This window comes from Desulfobotulus sp. (assembly GCF_034006065.1).
In the GTDB taxonomy this organism is placed as follows: domain Bacteria; phylum Desulfobacterota; class Desulfobacteria; order Desulfobacterales; family ASO4-4; genus Desulfobotulus.
This window is the reverse complement of sequence record NZ_JAVETM010000002.1, coordinates 107173-125904: the sequence shown is the minus strand read 5'-3', so window position 1 is coordinate 125904 and position 18732 is coordinate 107173. Positions and strand designations below refer to the sequence as shown.

17 protein-coding genes and 1 tRNA gene are annotated in these 18732 nt (G+C 51.0%); 9 read left to right on the top strand and 9 right to left on the bottom strand.

Going from position 1 to position 18732, the window contains the following annotated elements; all coding sequences use genetic code 11:
- Nucleotides 1-33 precede the first annotated feature (33 nt).
- The 5 genes from RBR60_RS01895 (at nucleotide 34) to RBR60_RS01875 (ending at nucleotide 6410) form a co-directional block, all read left to right on the top strand.
- Nucleotides 34-2076, top strand: a complete 2043-nt coding sequence (locus tag RBR60_RS01895; RefSeq protein WP_320354006.1) for a DNA translocase FtsK — start codon at nucleotides 34-36, stop codon at nucleotides 2074-2076.
- Nucleotides 2073-3116, top strand: a complete 1044-nt coding sequence (locus tag RBR60_RS01890) for a Smr/MutS family protein (RefSeq protein ID WP_320354004.1) — start codon at nucleotides 2073-2075, stop codon at nucleotides 3114-3116. Before RBR60_RS01895 ends, RBR60_RS01890 begins: the two co-directional genes overlap by 4 nt.
- A gap of 69 nt (nucleotides 3117-3185) precedes the next feature.
- Nucleotides 3186-3959 (top strand): substrate-binding periplasmic protein, encoded by a 774-nt coding sequence (locus RBR60_RS01885; RefSeq protein WP_320354003.1) that lies wholly within the window; start codon nucleotides 3186-3188, stop codon nucleotides 3957-3959.
- 71 nt (nucleotides 3960-4030) lie between these two features.
- Nucleotides 4031-4648, top strand: coding sequence for a tyrosine-type recombinase/integrase (locus tag RBR60_RS01880; protein WP_320354002.1), 618 nt, complete (start codon nucleotides 4031-4033; stop codon nucleotides 4646-4648).
- Nucleotides 4649-5024: 376 nt separating this feature from the next.
- A complete protein-coding gene (locus RBR60_RS01875) occupies nucleotides 5025-6410 on the top strand; it encodes an SGNH/GDSL hydrolase family protein (protein WP_320354000.1) in 1386 nt (461 codons plus the stop codon).
- 155 nt (nucleotides 6411-6565) lie between these two features.
- On the opposite strand, the gene RBR60_RS01870 is transcribed toward RBR60_RS01875, so the two are convergent.
- From RBR60_RS01870 to RBR60_RS01860, 3 genes are all read right to left on the bottom strand, one after another.
- A tRNA-Gly gene (locus RBR60_RS01870) sits at nucleotides 6566-6640 on the bottom strand.
- Nucleotides 6641-6723: 83 nt separating this feature from the next.
- A complete protein-coding gene (locus tag RBR60_RS01865; RefSeq protein ID WP_320353997.1) occupies nucleotides 6724-6930 on the bottom strand; it encodes a zinc ribbon domain-containing protein in 207 nt (68 codons plus the stop codon).
- A 54-nt stretch (nucleotides 6931-6984) separates the two neighbouring features.
- On the bottom strand, nucleotides 6985-7617 hold the full coding sequence (locus tag RBR60_RS01860; protein WP_320353995.1) for a CDP-alcohol phosphatidyltransferase family protein: 633 nt from the start codon (nucleotides 7615-7617) through the stop codon (nucleotides 6985-6987).
- Nucleotides 7618-7994: 377 nt separating this feature from the next.
- Here RBR60_RS01860 and RBR60_RS01855 point away from each other — a divergent pair, with 377 nt between their 5' ends.
- Nucleotides 7995-8471 carry a chemotaxis protein CheW gene (locus RBR60_RS01855; protein WP_320353993.1) on the top strand — a complete coding sequence of 159 codons (477 nt, stop codon included), beginning with the start codon at nucleotides 7995-7997 and terminating at the stop codon, nucleotides 8469-8471.
- An 18-nt stretch (nucleotides 8472-8489) separates the two neighbouring features.
- The gene (locus tag RBR60_RS01850) at nucleotides 8490-9479 is read left to right on the top strand and encodes a DUF2804 domain-containing protein (RefSeq protein ID WP_320353992.1); all 990 of its coding nucleotides are present in this window, start codon (nucleotides 8490-8492) and stop codon (nucleotides 9477-9479) included.
- 140 nt (nucleotides 9480-9619) lie between these two features.
- Here the strand turns inward: RBR60_RS01850 and RBR60_RS01845 are convergent, their stop codons facing one another.
- The 6 genes from RBR60_RS01845 to RBR60_RS01820 all read right to left on the bottom strand — a co-directional run bounded on the left by RBR60_RS01845 (nucleotide 9620) and on the right by RBR60_RS01820 (nucleotide 15934).
- Entirely contained in the window at nucleotides 9620-10030 is a 411-nt protein-coding gene (locus RBR60_RS01845; protein ID WP_320353991.1) for a hypothetical protein, read from the bottom strand.
- A gap of 16 nt (nucleotides 10031-10046) precedes the next feature.
- Nucleotides 10047-10445, bottom strand: a complete 399-nt coding sequence (locus RBR60_RS01840; protein WP_320353989.1) for a hypothetical protein — start codon at nucleotides 10443-10445, stop codon at nucleotides 10047-10049.
- 154 nt (nucleotides 10446-10599) lie between these two features.
- Entirely contained in the window at nucleotides 10600-11280 is a 681-nt protein-coding gene (locus RBR60_RS01835) for a hypothetical protein (RefSeq protein ID WP_320353987.1), read from the bottom strand.
- A gap of 378 nt (nucleotides 11281-11658) precedes the next feature.
- Nucleotides 11659-12378 (bottom strand): aspartate/glutamate racemase family protein, encoded by a 720-nt coding sequence (locus RBR60_RS01830; RefSeq protein ID WP_320353986.1) that lies wholly within the window; start codon nucleotides 12376-12378, stop codon nucleotides 11659-11661.
- 15 nt (nucleotides 12379-12393) lie between these two features.
- A complete protein-coding gene (locus tag RBR60_RS01825; protein ID WP_320353985.1) occupies nucleotides 12394-13659 on the bottom strand; it encodes a DUF917 family protein in 1266 nt (421 codons plus the stop codon).
- A 106-nt stretch (nucleotides 13660-13765) separates the two neighbouring features.
- On the bottom strand, nucleotides 13766-15934 hold the full coding sequence (locus RBR60_RS01820; RefSeq protein WP_320353984.1) for a sigma-54 dependent transcriptional regulator: 2169 nt from the start codon (nucleotides 15932-15934) through the stop codon (nucleotides 13766-13768).
- 676 nt (nucleotides 15935-16610) lie between these two features.
- Between RBR60_RS01820 and RBR60_RS01815 the strand changes: the two genes are divergently transcribed.
- Both RBR60_RS01815 and RBR60_RS01810 read left to right on the top strand, forming a co-directional pair.
- Nucleotides 16611-17183 carry a xanthine phosphoribosyltransferase gene (locus RBR60_RS01815; protein ID WP_320353983.1) on the top strand — a complete coding sequence of 191 codons (573 nt, stop codon included), beginning with the start codon at nucleotides 16611-16613 and terminating at the stop codon, nucleotides 17181-17183.
- Nucleotides 17184-17209: 26 nt separating this feature from the next.
- Complete coding sequence (locus tag RBR60_RS01810) at nucleotides 17210-18691, top strand: hypothetical protein (protein WP_320353982.1); 1482 nt, start codon at nucleotides 17210-17212, stop codon at nucleotides 18689-18691.
- The last annotated feature ends 41 nt before the right edge of the window (nucleotides 18692-18732 follow it).

Here is an 18732-nt window from a genome sequence, read left to right as displayed (position 1 = left end):
AGACACTCCCCCTTACCCAGAAACGGAGCCGTCATGTCCCGCGCCGACAACCATAAAATGCTCACCATCAATCTTTTTGGAACGCCCCATAAAATCATAGCCTCCTCCTCTGTGACGGAGCCGGAATCCGTTCTCTCCCTGCTCAGCGAAGAGCTGAAAGCCGTGCAGGGCAATGCGCCGCCAAGCCCCAACATGGTGGGTAACGAAAAGCTTCTGCTCACAGCGGCCTTAAATCTTTCCAAAAAACTTCTGGAGCTGCGACGGGAAAAATCCCTTCTCCAGGATACTGTCACCAACCGCTTTGACACCCTGCTCTGCTGTCTCAACACAGCCCTCTGCAAGAAAACACCGGAGATTGTGTCTTCTTCCGCCAGCCCCCTCCGGACAGAGACAAAGACCATGGATCCTCCCCTCTTCCACCCAGGGGAAAACGCCATGCAAGGAAACAAACGCCCTGATCCGGATGCCTCCTGCGCCATATCCTCGGAGAGCCCCTCTCCTCTGCTCGTCCAGACTCCGGCGATCTCTTCCACAACCCTGACCACGGACTCCTTAAGAAAAAAGGATACCGCTGTACCCCCCCTCCAGCCTCCGCCTGCCGCTGCTGGATCTTTTTCTGATAAAAAACCCAAACCTCCGACTCCGCTCGCCTGGTCCATGCCCTCTGCGGATTTTCTCACCCCACGGGATCCTTCTCCCCGTAATCAGGATGAAGGTGTTTTGCGGATGAAGTCTGAAATTCTTGAAAACAAACTGGGTGATTTCGGCATCCGGGGAGACGTGGTGCGCATTGTGCCAGGGCCTGTCATCACCACCTTTGAATACAGGCCCGCACCCGGCATCAAGATCAGCAAGATCGTGAATCTTTCCGATGACCTGGCCCTTGCCCTCTCCGCCTTAAGCATCCGTATTGTGGCGCCCATACCGGGAAAGGATGTCATTGGAATAGAAATTCCCAACCAGGACCGTGAAATGGTGCGCCTGCGGGAAGTCATTGAGTCCCCCGCCTTCAGCGACCATCCCTCACGCCTCACCCTCTGCCTGGGAAAGGACATCGAAGGACGACCCGTGGTGGCCCCCATGGATCACATGCCCCACCTGCTCATTGCAGGTGCCACGGGCACGGGAAAAAGTGTGGGGCTCAACAGCATGATCACAAGCCTCCTGTACAAGGCAAGACCTGACGAGGTGAAGCTGCTCATGATTGATCCCAAACGCATTGAGCTTTCCTTCTACAATGATATTCCTCACCTCATCTCCCCTGTGGTGACGGATATGAAGCTCGCCACCAATGCCCTTTATTGGGCGGTCCGTGAAATGGAACGGCGCTATACCCTGCTGGCTGAGCATAAAACCCGCAATATCACAGGTTTTAATCAAAAAATGCGGGAAACAGGTCTGGAAGCTCCTCTGCCTTTTATCGTGATCATCATTGATGAGCTGGCTGATCTCATGATGGTGGCCTCCAGAGATGTGGAAGTGGCCCTGGCAAGACTGGCCCAGATGGCAAGGGCTGCGGGTATTCACCTCATTCTCGCCACCCAGAGACCGTCGGTGGATGTGCTTACCGGTGTGATCAAGGCCAACTTCCCCACGCGCATCTCCTTTCAGGTCTCCTCCAAGATTGATTCCCGCACCATCATCGACAGCATGGGGGCAGAAAGCCTCCTTGGAAACGGAGACATGCTCTTTGTGCCGCCCGGTACTTCCCGCATCCAGCGCATCCACGGCGCTTTTGTCTCGGAAACCGAGCTTTCCCGCATCACAGGCTTTCTCAAGTCCCAGGGAGAACCCGACTATCTGCCGGACATCACCACCGCAGAACACAGGGAAACCTCCGAAGGCGGAGAGACAGAGTATGATGATCGCTACGATGAAGCCGTGGATCTGGTGCTGCGCACACGCCAGGCCTCCATCTCCGCTGTACAGCGTCACCTGCGCATTGGCTATAATCGCGCAGCCCGCATCATCGAAACCATGGAAAAGGAGGGAATTATCGGCCCTGGAGATGGCGCCCGTCCCAGGGAAATTCTTTTGCCCTCCCCAGAAGAACAGAATGGAACCTTTGCCCCATGAGCTTTTTTGAAGGCCTGCAAAAATTCTTTAAGCACCTGCCCCGGAAGGAAGATTCTGAGGTAAAGCCCTTGGGCTCTGAAGCGCCCATCTCCGGGCCTGCGCCCCAAGCCGCCCTTCCTTCTTCCCCACCCACGGAAAAACCCGTGGGAAAAACAAAGCAGAACAAACATGGCATTCCTCTGCTCAAAGGCCCTGCAGAGGATCTGTTTCTGGACATGGAAACCAGCGCTCCCCAGCATCCCCAGACAACCTCGCAGGATCTGGTCTGCCTGAAAAAAAAGCCTGTCTCTTTTTCCAAGGCGCCGGGAAGCCAGGACAAAAAGGCAAAAATTTCCCGAAAGGGTCTGCCCATTCTCCCCAAGGATGCGGATCTTTTCCTTGCCATGCAGTCGTCTTCCCCCCCCCATGACAACACAGGCCGGAAACTGCCTTCCCACGTGAAAAAAAAGGTCCGCGTTCCCGCCGCCAGAACCAAGCCCCTTTCCAGGGACAAAAACGGCATTCCCATTCTGAAAGACCAGACGGATTTCACCCGGATCTTCAACACCCGAGAAGAAGACTCTCTTTCACACACTCGCCCATCCGGTCATCACACCTCCCCCCCCTATCCGGGGCAAAAAGAAAAGGCTGGCGAGTTTCCCAGTGTTTTACTGCAGAATCTGGGGCTCAAAAATCAAGACGTACTCTTACGGGAAAAAAAGGCCGGAACTCCCAAAAACGCCCCCATAAGCCTTGAAGAACGTCTCCGTCGCTACCCCAAACCCCAGAAAACCCTGGACCTGCACGGCTTTTCCGGGATTCAGGCCCGTCTGAAAACAGAAATTTTTCTTGAGGAGGCGCAGCGGCAAGGTTTTTTCACCGTCCGTATCATCGTAGGCCGGGGCCTGCATTCCCAAGGTCCCGCCGTACTGCCGGATATCGTGGACCAGAAACTGCGGGAAATGGAAGGAGCGGGAACACTCCTTGCCTGGAAATGGGAACATGAAACCGATGGAGGTCCATCCGGCAGTGTGCATGTATTTTTAAAGCATTTCCGCTGATCCCAGTCGGGCTCCCCCCTGCGCCAGCCGGGAGTGTCCAGATCTGGCTTTATCGAAAGGAAAAGGACCATGACAAGACTTCTGGTGTTCCTGCTTTTGATGCTGCCGCCTGTGGCCCGCACTGCGCAGCTGGACATGCTGACCGATGATTTTCCTCCCTACAGCTTTGCAGAAAACGGCAGAATTTCCGGCATCTGCATGGATATGGTCCATGCCGCCCTGAAAGACCACCCCTATACCCTCACCATCCAGCTTTTTCCCTTTGCCAGGGCCTATGCCACCACCCGGGATGGGAAAAACATCTTTGAATTCTGCGTGGCGCGCACGCCGGAACGGGAAGACCTCTTTCACTGGATCGGCCCTGTGGGGCCCACTGCCGAAGGCCTGCTCAGCCTCGCTTCCAGAAAAGATATCCGGCTTACAGAAGCAAGAGACATGGCGGCCTTTCAGATTGGCACTGTCATTGAGGATGTGGTGGATCAGTATCTGACAGCCAGACAGGAAGCCATGGGACTTCAGCTTCAGAGGGTCTCCACCTATCGCCAGAACATGCGCAAACTCATGGCCGGACGCATTGATCTGTGGGCCGGCAACCTCATTGTCGGTTTTCAGCTCGCCCGGGAACTGGGATACGACCCCAGTCTTCTGCGTGCTGTCCATTTCTTCCCTGAGCTTGACAGTGATTACTACCTTGTCACAGGAAAAAAAAGCGACCCCATACTGGTAGAGGAACTCACAAAAATTTTCGACGCCTTTGTTGTCAGCGGTCATTATGGGCGGATGGCGGAGGCTTTCAGACAAAACTGGACCTTCCATCCCCATCTTTTTTTCCAGGAACCCTAAAAAAAACTTGAAAACTTGCAAAGTTTTGGTAATTATCTGTAAAAACATAACCACCCACCAAGGAGGTTCCCATGCAAACCCAGGACATGAGTGAAAACGAACCCTCCGATACCCTGCAAGAGCCGGATGCCGTGCAGCAGACACGGGTTGAGCCCATCCGGCGGCTTCGGGACATCAAAGCCATTAAGGTACTGATCAAAGACAATCCCCGTAATTCCGCGCTCTTCACTCTGGGCATCAATACCCCCCTCATGCCCAACGAACTTCTCCATCTCAAGGTCCATCAGGTCAGAAACCTCAAACCCGGCGCACCTGTCACCATCACGGACGAAAAAACCGGAAAAACCAAAGAAATTCCCATTAACCGCATCTCTGTCCTTGCCATACAGGCTCTCCTGGAAACGGACACCTACGCAGATGAAGATTTTCTTTTCAAGTCCCAGCGCGGCAACCTTGTGGTGCCTTCTTTGCACAGATTGGTCACCAAATGGTGCAAGACCGTGAATCTTCCTGGCAATTTTGGATCCCACACCCTGCGCAAAACCTGGGGGTTTCACCAGAACCACAGCTTTGGCGTGGAAATTTCCCGACTCATGAAAATCTTCAATCACAGCAGCCAGAAACAAACCCGGGAATACCTTGGCATTGAAGAACCCGAAGAAACCGATATTTTTCTTCACGAACTGTAAGGCGGACTCCTCAGTGCTGTTTTGCAGGATTGTCCGACAATAAGGCCGCAGCATGGCCAGTCACCCGTCATGCCCTGCAGCGCATCCTTTAAGCATCAGTCCTCTGAAAAAGACCGCGCCCCCTGTAAAAGCAGGGCTCTCCCCTCTGAGAGTCCTGCTTTTTCAGCTCTTCGCCACATCGCCACTATATCCTGCGAGTCCTTTTTTTCTCCTGCCCTTCCTCTGGCTTCCGGAGCTCCAAAATTCTTGCAACCCCTGTGAAAAGGGCTTGCCCTCATGTACGCTCCCATGTATAGTGATTCGCAACCTGAACAGCATTTCACAAAAAACAGTCTTGTACACCTTAGGAAAACATCGACCAAAGGAGGAAACCGTGTTGAAATTTTCCAGAAAGCATTTTCTTGTCATCGGCCTTGCGGCCCTCTTCCTCTGCGCCATGGCCTCCGGTGCCTGGGCAAAGACGTACACACAGATCCTTGTTTTCGGAGACAGCCTGTCAGATGATGGTACGAATGTTCACAAATTTGCAAACGACAAGGTATGGGTCCAGTATCTGGCAGAAAAAATGGGGGTTCTCCAGAATGATGTCATAAACAAAGCGGCAAGTGGAGCGACAACCCAGGCCTTCAAAACCGCCATCCAAAACTACAAAGACTCCATTGATGGCGACAGAACCCTTGTTGCCCTCTGGATTGGTGGAAACGATATTCGCGCTGGTCTGGAAAAAATCGCTGCCTACCAGAAAACCTTGATGACAGAAGCCGCAAATCCTCAGTCGGAACTTTTCCTTGCAGGCTACCAAAAGGCTCTGGCAAGATCCCAGGCAGAGGGCATACAGCTGGATCAGGCACTGATTCAGGAAGAAATCGGAAAACTCATCAAAGAAAAAATCCAGACATATGCCGGAGAAACCATTGTCCGGGGAGACCTCCTGGATAACATCAAGACCAACATTCTCCCCAGCATCCGGACACTCACGGAAAAAGGTGCCACGGATTTCCTCGTTCTGAACGTGCCCAATGTAGGAAGTACCCCAGGCGTGGTCATGAAGGGCGAAGATACCATCGCTCTGGCCACGGCCGTGACCGCTGGGTTTAATGACCTGTATTTTAGCGCCCTCAAGCAGACTTTCCAGGCCATGGGTTCCAAATATTCTCTCCAGTACTACAATGTCTATGGATTCCTCGACAGCATCATCAATGCTGAAAAAAACAAGGCTGCAGAAGACAGATCCTTTAAACTGCCTCCGGACTTCTACTTTGCAGCGGAGTTAGCGGCTCTCAAGACAGCTGCAGGCACGCCCGGATCAACCGTCTTCAACACAGGGTACGCCAATACCGTACCCATCGCCATCGCTCAGGGTATTGCCGTTGACCCAAATCCCCTTGTCAACATGAATAATCCCCAGTTCAAAGCCATCTTTGAAGTTGAAGTGGAAAAAGTGGTTCTGGCCGAACTCAATAAAATTGTCATGGCCGGTCAACTTGTTGATGGCAGAAATCCGGACTCCTACATTTTCTGGGATCTGCTCCACCCCACTTCCAAAGCCCACTCCATGCTGGCAGCTGATATTCAGGAAGCCAGGACCTCGGATGCAAGAAACTACCCCAAACCCGCCAAGGTGGAAAGTGAGATCGCTGGTGGTCCCTGCTTCATCGACAGCGCAGCTTCCCAGCAGGACGCCTTTGTCCTTTTCCTCGGCCTTATGATCGGCCTCGTGAGCCTCATGGTGGTTTACCGCAGAAACCAGACCAAGAACTAATTGGCTAAGCCTTAACACCTTGTTTCTAAACCTCAAAGCCCCTGCCGGATTTCCGACAGGGGCTTTGAATTTGAGTTACCCGATCAAATACAGGCCCAAGAAAAATCCAAAACAAAAAACCGACCCTCTTTTTTAGGGTCGGTTCTCATTTTTTCTGGAGCGGGAAACGGGACTTGAACCCGCGACCTTCAGCTTGGGAAGCTGACACTCTACCACTGAGTTATTCCCGCATAAGCAGCGTTCTTTTACTGTATTTCCCGGTAACCGTCAATGAAAAATATGCCTGCCGCCATCCAGGCGGGCATCAGATTTTTCATCCCCCCCCACCCCCACCGCAGGACGGCGCACTGAACCCTCCCTTCCCCTTGGCAATTCCATCCGGTCGGATGGCTCCGCAGGAAATCAGTTTCCGGGTTTTTTCCGAACCGCAGGACGGGCAGCGTGGATTCGGATCTTTCAGGCGCATCAGCAATTCAAAGCTGTGACCACACTTCAGGCAGACAAACTCATAAATGGGCATCATTCCTCCTTCGCAAAAAATGCGTACATAAAATTAAGGATACCTGAGGCCCAGTCAAGGAAATTCTTCAAAACCATCGGATTCAGCCCTTTGCCCTTCCATGCGAAAAAGCATCAGGCTTTCCAGGATGCGCTGCCCTGTCGTGATAAGAACAGCCAGGATGAAAAGCAGGGTGACAAAGATGGCTGCCTTGGGAAAAAGGATGATCAGGGTAAAAAAAAGAAAACTCTCGCTCCGCTCGGCAAATCCGGGCTGATGACGGAAAACCTTGCGCGCATCACCCGGCAGCAGAGCCCCATGCAGCAGCAGCACTGTCACTGAAACCAGCAAAGCGGCAAGCAAAAAAATCAGCACAAGACGCAATTCGGGCCTGGCAAGGGCCAGGGCCATAATCACCGCAACCTCCACACAGCGGTCTCCGAGGACATCCAGAAAAGCCCCCGTGGCGGAGCAGGTTCCCCGTCGTCGGGCCAGGGTTCCGTCGAGAACATCAAACAGACCCGACAGCCACAAAAAAAACACAGCCCAAGCGGGAGGATACTCCTGCAGAAGCAAAAAAGCAGATATCAGGCCCAGAAAAAAAGCCAGAAAAGTAAGATGCATGGCTGTCATGCCGCATGCCACAAAGGGCCGTACCATGAGATTAAAAAGGGGTTGGATCAGGGGGCGCAAACGGCTTTCAAGCATTGAAGGCCTCCCTCGCAGATGGGATATGGGTACGTAAAAAAGACTCCAAAAACGATCAATCTCGGTTTTTTTGGATCCGAAGCTTTTTCCCAAAAGCCTTGGAACCATGTTTTCATCCTAACGACTTACTCCAGCAAAAAAAAGTTTTTTTTTAAGGCTTTTATGATATTATATGAAGCTTAAAAAACAGGCCAATTAAAAAAATGTGCAGTTTTATTTTTTCAGATAGCAACGGCTTATGCCTCCATGCAGGGCAAAAGCAGATCAACCCCGTATTTGTGGCCCCCTTCCCACCGGCCTGAGACAGAAGCAAGCTCGCCATGGACGGGTGAAGGGCCGGTGGGCGTAATCTGGCATAGCGTGAAAGGAGACGGCACATGGGTGAAATTGCAAACGCTGGGAAATATCTCACCTTTTCTTTAGGTGAAGAAGAGTACGGCATCGGCATCCTCAAGGTCAAAGAGATCATTGGCATGATGCCCATCACTCCCGTTCCCCAGACGCCTCGTTTTGTCAAGGGTGTGATCAACCTCAGGGGCAAGGTGATTCCTGTGGTGGATCTGCGGCTGAAATTTTCCATGCCTCCTGTGGATTATACGGAACGGACCTGCATCATCGTTGTGGAAATCAAGGGCGCTTCCGGCTCCTTGCTCATGGGCTGCGTCGTGGACTCCGTGTCAGAAGTCCTCAACATCAAGGCCGAAGAGATTGAAGCCTCTCCCGCCTTCGGAACCCGCGTACATACGGACTACATTCTCGGTATGGCAAAAATGGAGGGACGGGTGAAAATCCTCCTTGACATTGACAAGGTCCTTACCACAGAAGAAATGGATACGCTGATTTCCGCCGCATAAAACTCCCGGAGTATTTCCATGGTCCTTTCCCTGATCTGTCCAGAAACCGGCAGGGTTCGCTATGGCCGTTATACCGGCCCCTGCCGCATCAATCTCAAGGATTTCATTTTAAAAACCCCCATGGGTTGCACCCTGCCCCGGAGCCTCCTCCCTTTGCGGTACAGGCAATTTGTATTTTTCGGCGTTTCGGACCAGGATTTTAGCGCAGGAATCGCCCTGGCAGATCTCAAATACGTCCAGCAGGCTTTTTTCTATGCAAAACCCGATGCAGGTCCCTTCTGGGTCCGAACCCTTGCCCGGAGTCTTTTCCCCCCATCTCCCATGGATCCGGAATCAGAATTTCCAGATTTTTCCTTCAATCACGGAGATTTCCATCTTTCCTTTCTGAACGGGACACTCAGGGCCTGCTGCGGGAATGCCCATCTTGAAGTCCAGCTCGAAAAAGAACCGCCTCCCTTGCGCCTTTGTACCCAGACAGGATACCGCGGATGGACTTTCACACGAAAGGCAGCGCCCATCACAGCCCATGGACATTTCCGCAAAGGACACTTTCACCGGGAATTACTTCCTTTCTCCTGCCGGGTCCTCACCGACCGTACCTGTGGTCTCCTGCGCAGGGAAACCTTCTGGAACTGGGCCGCAGCCGCAAGCCTGCTTCCTGATGGCCGAAATTTCGGTATGAACCTTGCCTGGGGAGTGAATGAAACAGGATTTACGGAAAACCGGATATGGCTTGATGACCATCCCGTGGATCTCGGCCCTGTCTTTTTTCATGTTCCTGAAAACCGCTCTCAGGATTTGTGGCATATTCATAATGAAGACAAAAGCATCAATCTTCACTTTCACCCCCTGGGAACCCTCTCCCAACGGTTCAATGCAGGACTCATGGCCACGGATTTTGTGCAGAACACAGGACGATTTACCGGCCGTATCCACCTTCCGTCCCTCCCTGCCCTTGAACTTTCCGCCACCCCCGGATGGACAGAAGACCATTACGTCCGCTGGTAGACAGGAAAATCGTCCCATCGTCTGATCTCCTCACATTATCCCGCCTCTGCACCTGAAACCATAAAAAGCCGAAAGGACGTTTCCCTTCCGGCTCTGAACCCTTTGTCTGTATCTTTCAGGCTATATGGATTTCTTAGCACTTATAATGTCTGCGCCTCCAGCCAGAGTCTGGCTGTACGGATGGCGCGGGCAGCTTCTCCTTCCATAAAAAAAGGATCCTTTGATCCCGCATAACGGATCCTCAAAGCAGCCTTTTCAATCAGCTCCTCATACAGTACCAGGGCAACAAACTGATCCTTTTCGATCATTTTTCCTACCACAAGGGGGATGATAGCTGCTCCCATTTCCCGCAGGGCCTGGTACTCAGGCAGTTTTTTATTGTCTTCGGTGTGGCTGCTAAAAGCAGCCTCCCCTGTAAACCATTTGGCTTTCCAGGACATGAACGCCTTTTCAAACGCTTCACCAAGATTCCTGTCCACCTCTCCTGCGATCTCATGCAACTGCATCTTCTCTTCTGAAGACAGCATTTCTGACGATTTTATATCTGCCATGTGTCCTCCTGCTCCATCATGAAAAGGATACAACAATCTGCCCGTAAAGCGCCCCTGTCACCCCTTTTCGGTTATGGGTGATCCGGAAGGAGGCTCCAAGTTTTGAGGTCCAGCTTCCACCGTGAAAACGGCTTGCGTGGGTCATGGCGCTGAGCCTGTAGCCATCGGCGGAAGCTCGGGAATCTTCAGCCGGAAGCACATTGGTATAGAGGGGCGAAGCCAAAAAGAGCTTTTCAAAATCACCCAGATCCGCAGGCGGATTGATCCAGCGATCCGTGTAGCCAAGCGCCCAGGCGATACAGTTGTAAGCATTCGTTGGCATGTCCGTGATCCATACATCATTTTGCACAAGATTGGGGAAGGCCTGACTCAATGCAGTCCACTCCGAAGGATCGGGTCTCCGTGGCGTCATCATTTTTTTCCTTTCCGTAACAATCACATTTCCATTTTTTTTCACCTTCAACCTGCTCCATCCCGGCATACCGACCAGGCGCACACCATTTGTCCTCATCGTTTTTTCATGCAGGAAGGCTTTTCAATCTGAAAGCCATCCTGCATAACCTTTATGCCTACAGACTGGGAAGCAGATGCTTGATTTCAACACCTTCAAGCATCTTTGCGTTGGGTGCGGGAATGAAGGTCCCGGAACTGGGATCATAGGCAAGATTGATGGTGGATACGCCGCCGCCGAATTTCACCTTGGTCATGGGGGATGTGATATTGGTGACAACGGTATTGCTGACAACCTGGGACTGGGTCCAGATGTACACCGTGGTGTAGGGTGTCATCACTGCGGTGCTGTTATAAAGCACCACAGCCGCAGAAGTCACGTTCCCGGTGAGATCATTTCCGTTCACGTTGGCATCCTGGGTCAGCCCCATGGTGAGATAGCCCTTGGGCAGGTTGTTGTAATTGTTGACCGTTGTATAGGCATCCATAGTTCCGGGATTGGTGGGAGGCCCAAAGGATCCCGAAGGGGTGAACCCATAGGTTTTTCCGATCACCGCGGGAATTCCTGTTGTGGACATCTGCGTGATCTGTGCCCCGTTTTGGATATCCGTATTGGAGGCATAGATTCCGTACTCCTCATTCCACTTCACGTTATTGTTGATAAGGGGCCGGAATACCAGCCAGGCCACATTGGGCTGGCTGCCTTCGGAGGGTTTCGCGATGACCACATTGGTGCCGGAAGCAAGGAAACGCTGGAGATCTTCTGCGGTGAATGTTGTGTTCAGATTGTAAGTAGGCATACTTAACTCCTTGAATTTAAAATATTAATATCAAAAAAATCACTCATCATCCATACCACCTGAAACCACGTATGCGCGTTCTCCCCCCTTTCACAATAAAAAGAAAAGATTACCCATGACTTGCGTAGGTGAAACAGCAAAAATGCCAGTACTCTTCTCTTTTCAAAAGATGTGCCAGGTCATAACGGCTTGATTCCCAATCTATTTTCAGACGATGAGGGGATGGACCGTGGATGTATACGTCCAAAAAGGAAAACACAATGGACGCATGCGTCCATCCTGAAAAATCGCCAATAAAAAATCCGTATCTCCAAAGATACGGATTTTTCCACCATGTGCATTCGTCATCTTTAAAACCCGCTAACCTCCTACAGCCAATCAGATCTCCACTTTGCTGTAGCAACGCCTGCTCTGGCTCAAACCATTACGCGCAAGCAGCACAAGATAACCCATGGCCGTCATATTCGGATCCATCACAGGAATAAATCCACCGTACTTTTGCCGGAGCTTTTCCCTCACCCTCGCCGCGATACCGATAAAACCCGTGCATCCAAGGATAAAAGATTGCGCGCCGTCGCCTTCCACGGCCTTCACACATTCACCCAACACCAGCTCCGCAACCTTGTCCACATCTTCCAATTCACTCACAGGACAATCAATGGCGCGTATGGAGGCAAAGTTCGCGCTGAGACCAAAACAGCTTATATGCTCAAGCTGCATGGCAAGGGTGCTTTCCAAAATGGTGATAATGGAAAATTTCTGAGAAAGCATCATGGCGGTGAAGGCGCTGGCCCGAAATCCGCCAATCACAGGGATGTCCACCACTTCCCTCGCCGCTTCCACGCCACACATGTCAAAATCCGTAACAAAGATTCCGCCATAGCCCGCAAGCTCCGTTTCTCTTGCGAGTTTTACGACTCCCATGGCGTTTTGCGTGAGATTGTACCGATTCTGGATGCAATTGTTGCCCTCGGAGATATTTCTGATATCCACCTCAAAATCAGGCGGTATTACAGGTTGTACTGCATCCAATATCCTTGCATTGAAGGCATCGGTATTCACGGGCGCAATGATTCTGAGTCTCGTTTTTTCTTGCATCAAGAAAAGCCCTCCTCACTCGATTTTTCCCCATATATCTTCGATTTTGACATATCTGCCCGCATACCCCAGAGAAAGCAGGGCCTTTTTAAAACTTCTCAGGATGCTTCCCTGGTCTGACGGACTTCCCATTAAACCCGATTCTGCGTCAGTTTGCCGCAACGGGTCCCTGGCTGCGATACCGATCACAGAAACCTCTTTCCCCTTAAGCCTCTCAACCAGTCTCCCATCTGCACCCAATACATCGCCATTGGAGTATACCTTCTGACCATCCTCCACATAATATGCAATGGAGTCAGGGGCCATGGCCAAAGGATCTGAACTTGAGGATTTCCATGCCAGAAGGGTTTCATTCTGAAAAATACCTGTAAAAACTTCATTTTGGCTGTTTCTGATGGCAATTGTCCCTCTGTCAAACCCGCCCGCCATGTCCGTGCTGCACCCTTCAGGGAAAAAAACGCCTTCAAATATTCTGAACGCCCTTTCCTCGCCCACGGCACATCCCGCGTTCAGACACGCGAGGATGCCCTCTGCATCCTTTTCTTCCAGAACTTTTCCGATTTCCAGGGCCTCTGTGAGGGTACCTGTAATCTGAACAGCCTTTGCCATGTCTTCTGGCCCCATCAACCAGACCGCCAGGCCGGCAATCTGATGAAAGACATCCAGCCCCACAAGGGCTCGCGCAAGATTTTCCGCAGCCTCTGCCTCACTTATCCCTGTTTCAGCATTTCGAACAGCAAGCCGAACGGCATAGCCCTCACCATTGGCAAGAACCAACGGATTCACAGGTATTCCCGCTGCGGCATAGGTCAGCATGGGTAACTCAGGCACCGCCCTTCCCGCCCCATCCGCATCCAGCACCTCAAGCCCAAGCTTACTGCTCACAAGACAGGGCACCACAGAGCTCAAAGCCCCTGTTTCCGCAGGAACAATATACCGCAGAAACTTCTGCTGATCCGGAGCCAACCCCGTATTGTCTTTTTCCAGCTCTTGTCGGATCCATTCCACGGCATTCACAACCGCCTCCGGATAATTCGCATACTTCAGAGCCTCCGGAGCCCCCAGGTAAGCCACCACAACACCATACCCACCCTTTTCCAGGGCTTTTTCCAGGGATATGGTCTTGAAAAACGGCACCTGTGAGCCATAGTAATCCGAAGATTCAAAATGCTGCACAAGGTTCCAGGCGGATTCGAGGGTTCCTCCTCCGCCGCTCCCCAGAAGGCATCCCCCCCTGGCAATCCATTCCAGTTCTCTTTTTCCAAAGCTTTCCACCGTCATGGCAAACTTTCCTCCTCAGCTCTCTGCATTCCGGTTTACGTTCACCCCATGAGCCATCATTGCTTTCATCTCCGTCTATCTTTGAAGCGCGCACCCTTCACTGGCCTTATAGAAAACATATCTCCTGATTTTTTCCTCCTTCATGTACGACACCACTCCTGGACAAGAGGTCGGAAAGGGCCATGGAAGCCTGCTGCTCCGCAGGATGGGAACCCAATTCTTTGGCCACCTCCAAGGCCTTCCTGAAATCCATTTCTGCTCTCTCCTTGTTCCCGGATAAGCAATAAAGCTTTCCCCGTGCATTGAAAAGATCACTCAGATAGCAAAGCTCATGCTTCTCCTCTGCCAGATGAATGGCTTTTTCGAGTACATCAAAACTTTCTTCCACACGATTTTCCAAGACATACACCCGGCCAAGAAGGATCGCGTACATCGAATGAAACAACAGACCGCTTTCCTTACTGGTTTTTCTGAAACCCTCCTGAATCAAAATCCGTCCTTCAGCCGCACGCCCCTGAACCGCCGTGTGATATCCTTTAAAAATCAGCCCTATGCCCACATAAAAGACAAAAACATTATCGCTGAAATCTTCCACAAGCCTTGTCGCATAATGATATGACTCCTTATCTCTGCCCAACAAAAAGGCAATCCAGGCCCCTGCATGGAGGGCAATGGCCATGCTGAAAGGGTGCCGGATCTCCTCTGCATACCTTAAAAGCTGAAAAAGCGTCTTTTCAGATGTCTCGTAATCGCCCCCATGAAAGGAAGCAAGGGAGGAAAACATCAGATAAAAAACAAAGGGATCATGGCCATGATCTATGAGCATTTCACTGTTCGCCTCATAAAGCCCGATAAAAGCCGACAGATTTTCCCGGACAGCTCCGAATTCTCCCAACCAGAACTTGGTGTTGGCAAGGGCGATATGTGCCTGCGCCATGAGATAAGGGCTTTTCATACCCTGCCCCTCTCCAAGGTATTTCCGGGCAAGGTCAAGGGCCTTTTGCAGGTCCAGATTCATGAGATGCTCCGCCCAGATACCAAAATACACCACAGCCAGTTTTTCGATCCTGTACAGTCTTTTGCCAAGGTGCAGGGCCTTTTCGTATTTTTCACTGACTTCGCGATTCTTCCATCCATAAAGATTTCTCAGGCAGACACATTGCTTCAGCAGTATTTCAAGCTTTAAGGCATCGAATTTGATGGAGTATGCGTACTTATTCACATGGCCCAGGGCATTTTCATATTGCGCCAGAGCGTCTTCGTACTGAGAAAACATCATTTTTTTCTTGCCAGATGCACAGAGAATATAAATTTCGTTGATGTCCGCATCAAAGGCCCTCAACCGGCGCTCAATCACCTTTCGATGCACACCAATGGCTTTTGCCGCAGCAGTCTTGTTACCTCCGGATTCTTCAAGAGCACGCTGAATAACATGGTATTCAATGGTTGTAAGCTTATTTTCAAGATCAAGGGCCATAATTTTCTCTGTAATGGATCTTAAACCATCAGGATCATTTCTGGATTCTTTTGATAAGAAATATCTCACTGTCTCAACGCTTACAAAATTTTCATCACAGAGAACAGCAACGCGATCCACAAAGCTCTTCAGCTGCCTTATGTTTCCCGGCCAATCCGCGTCAATCATCTCCCGCATGGCTTCATCTGAGAAAGAAAAACAATCCCTTTGCCGCTCACAGAATCGATTTACAAGATCTGGAATATCCTCCAATCTTTCGCGAAGAGGAGGAACTTCCAGCCTGAAAACATTCAGACGATAATAGAGATCTTCACGAAATCGGCCTTCTTTTACAAGCTGCTGAAGATCTCTGTTGGTTGCGGCAATCACTCTGCCTGTGAATTCCAGAACATTTTCAGCACCCACAGGACGAAACTTGCGGGTTTCAAGTACGCGAAGAAGGCGCACTTGCTGAAGAAGGGGCAGTTCCCCCACCTCGTCAAGAAAAAGGCTTCCCTTACCCACCAGCTCAAAATAGCCTTTGTGTTTTCCTGCAGATCCTGTAAAAGCTCCTTTTTCATGGCCGAACAATTCGGACTCAACAAGATTTTCAGGAATACCGCCACAGTTCACATCAATGAAGGGTGCATCGGGAAAACTTCCTGAATCATGAATAAGACTGGCAACGGCTTCTTTCCCCACCCCCGTGGCACCTGTGATCAATACGGGATAATCCGTAGGCGCAATACGCCGAATCATCCCATAGAGTGTTTGCATGGCCTGAGATCGGCAAATCACAAGATTGTTGACACCCAACATTTTTTTTTCATGAAAGACCTCCTTTTTCCGCACGATTTTGTCAATGGAGCAGCAATTCGACAAAAGGCTTTCCACACAGCCTGATAGCTCTGGTTTTGCAGGGGGTCTCATGATGAATCAGAATGGGGAAAATCGCCTGAAATTGCAGGCAGCAGCCCCCGCCGCATACGGATCAAACCAAAAATTCAGCGAGCGCATGGACCTTTCAAAAATCCGCACAAGACTTTTTTAAGGGAGAATACGGGCCATCCACCCCAAAAGGCTCTTCCATCCCAAAGCTTTCAATTCCGCTTCCTTTGGCGGCCCTGATTTTTTCAGAATATGATGGACTTTTTTAAACCACCTTCACAACCTTGGCAAGCCCTTTGTCACCACACGTCCTTTCTCCATGTATGCACAAAAAACACTTTGACATGACCTCTAGGCGCGCAGTCTTGCCTTTACCGCTATTCCTCAGAATCTCTTCCCTCCGTTTCCCAAACAGCCCATCCAGAGGTCATGGCCGCCTTCATGAAAAAGCAAGCCTCAAACAAGTTCTTATACGGATTGTAATTTTTGAAGATATGGGCCATAAGTTCCTACCAGACTGGACAGGCTAGGTCTGGCCTGGGACTTCAAACAACCTTTACGACCGGATTATCGGTCTTTTTTTTGTAAAGAAAACAGGGAGATTCTGGTGGAACTTCTCAAAGAAAAAATCCTGAAAGAAGGCCGTGTTATCGGTGAGCATATCTTAAAAGTCGATCACTTTTTAAATCACCAGCTGGATGTATCTCTTTTGAATGCCATCGGCAGAGCCTTTAAAGAACGTTTTGGCGGAGAAGAGGTCACAAAAATCCTCACAGCCGAGGTCTCAGGAATTGCCATTGCGGCCATTACCGCCCAATATTTTGATGTCCCTGTGGTCTTTGCCAGAAAGACAAGCTCTTTCAACCTCGACAAAGAAACCTATGAGGGCAGTGTCTACTCCTATACCAAACAGCAACTCTATAAGTTCAGGGTTTCCAGGCATTATCTTCCAGAAAACGAGAAAGTCCTCATCATTGATGACTTTCTCGCCAATGGAGAAGCCATCAAAGGACTGTGCGAAATTGTTGCCAGCGCCCGTGCCACCCTGGTGGGAGCAGGCGTGGTCATTGAAAAGCATTTCCAGGGGGGCGGCAACAAGCTCAGAGAAAAGGGCTTGAATGTCCAGGCCCTGGTCAGTATCGCGTCTCTGACAAAGGGTCAGATTACATTTTTACAGTAAGTTTTTGCTATGAACGGGGGAGGTTCATGAAAACGGTACAGTATCCATTGTTCAAAAGAGAAGATCTGGATGGCTTCTTTGCCTTGTTCCAGAACAACCTGGCAAACTTTGTCATCATTGCCATCTCCATGCTGGCCATGGGCTATCCGGCCAGTATCGTTTATGGCCGCGTCATTCCGGGGGTCGCCGTAGCAGTCCTCTTTGGGAACCTCTATTATGCATACATGGCAAGAAAACTCGCCCAAAAAGAAGGCCGCATTGATGTCACAGCCCTTTCCTATGGGGTCAGCACCCCGGTCATGTTCATCTACCTCTTTGGCGTTTTAAAACCCGCCCTGAACATTACCGGCGATCCGGAGCTTGCATGGAAAATCGGCCTGGCTGCCTGTTTTTTAGGCGGGGTAATCGAAATTCTCGGCAGTCTCATCGGAAAATGGATCCATGCAAGACTTCCCAGGGCCGCCATGATGGGTGCACTGGCAGGGGTAGCCTTTGCCTTCATCGGCGGAGAACTCTTTTTCAGAACCTATGAAATGCCCATCGTCGGTCTCGTGGTCCTGACCATCATTCTCATCGGCCTCATCACGAAAAAGCCCATGCCTTTTAAGATTCCGGCATCGCTTTTTGCCATCGTCATTGGCACGGTCATGGCTTACAGCATCGGCGGAGCCAGCCTCGGACAAATTCAACAGGGTTTTTCCGTCTTCGGATTTTACATGCCCCTTCCCACCCTTGGGCTCATTCACGGGCTTCAACTCCTCTCAACGGAAATGATCGGACTTTTTGCCATACTGCTGCCCATTTCCATCTATAACTTCATTGAAACCATGAACAATGTGGAAGCCATGGCTTCCGCAGGCGACCGTTACAATGTCCAGGAGGCGCAGGCTGCCGATGGCGCAGGCACCATCATCGGTACCTTCTTTGGCGGGGTATTTCCCACCACCGTATACATTGCATCCATCGGCTCAAAATGGATGAATGCGGGTCAGGGATACTCCATTTTAAATGGTTTCGTCTTTCTTCTCGCCTCTGTTTCTGGCATCATCGCAGCGATGGCCTCCATCATTCCCGTACCCGTCATTGCCCCCATCCTGGTTTTCGTCGGCATTTCCATGATCTCCCAGGCCTTTGATTCCGTACAGAACAGGCATTATCCCGCTGTGGTCATTGCCATGTTCCCGTATTTTGCAAATTACATAATGACACGCTTCAACTTCGCAGCGGGCCAGGCTGTGTCCAATCTCTCCTCAGCCATCGTGCCCCTGGGGCAGGGTGCCATGTTCACAGGCCTGATTTGGGGATCCATTCTTGTCTGTCTGATTGATGAGCACTACAAAAAAGCTTCGGTCTTTGCAGGCATCGCCGCAATCCTCAGCGCAACAGGATTTATGCACGCCCCCAAGCTCACCTTGAATCTCTCCAGCGAACATGCCCTGGGCTACCTGCTCGTAGCCGCTCTTTTGCTGGGTTTTCATTGGATGAACCAGAAAAGAACATCCGCCTGATCCCCGGATGATCCAAATCTCAGGAGGCGGCGGGTCGGCCG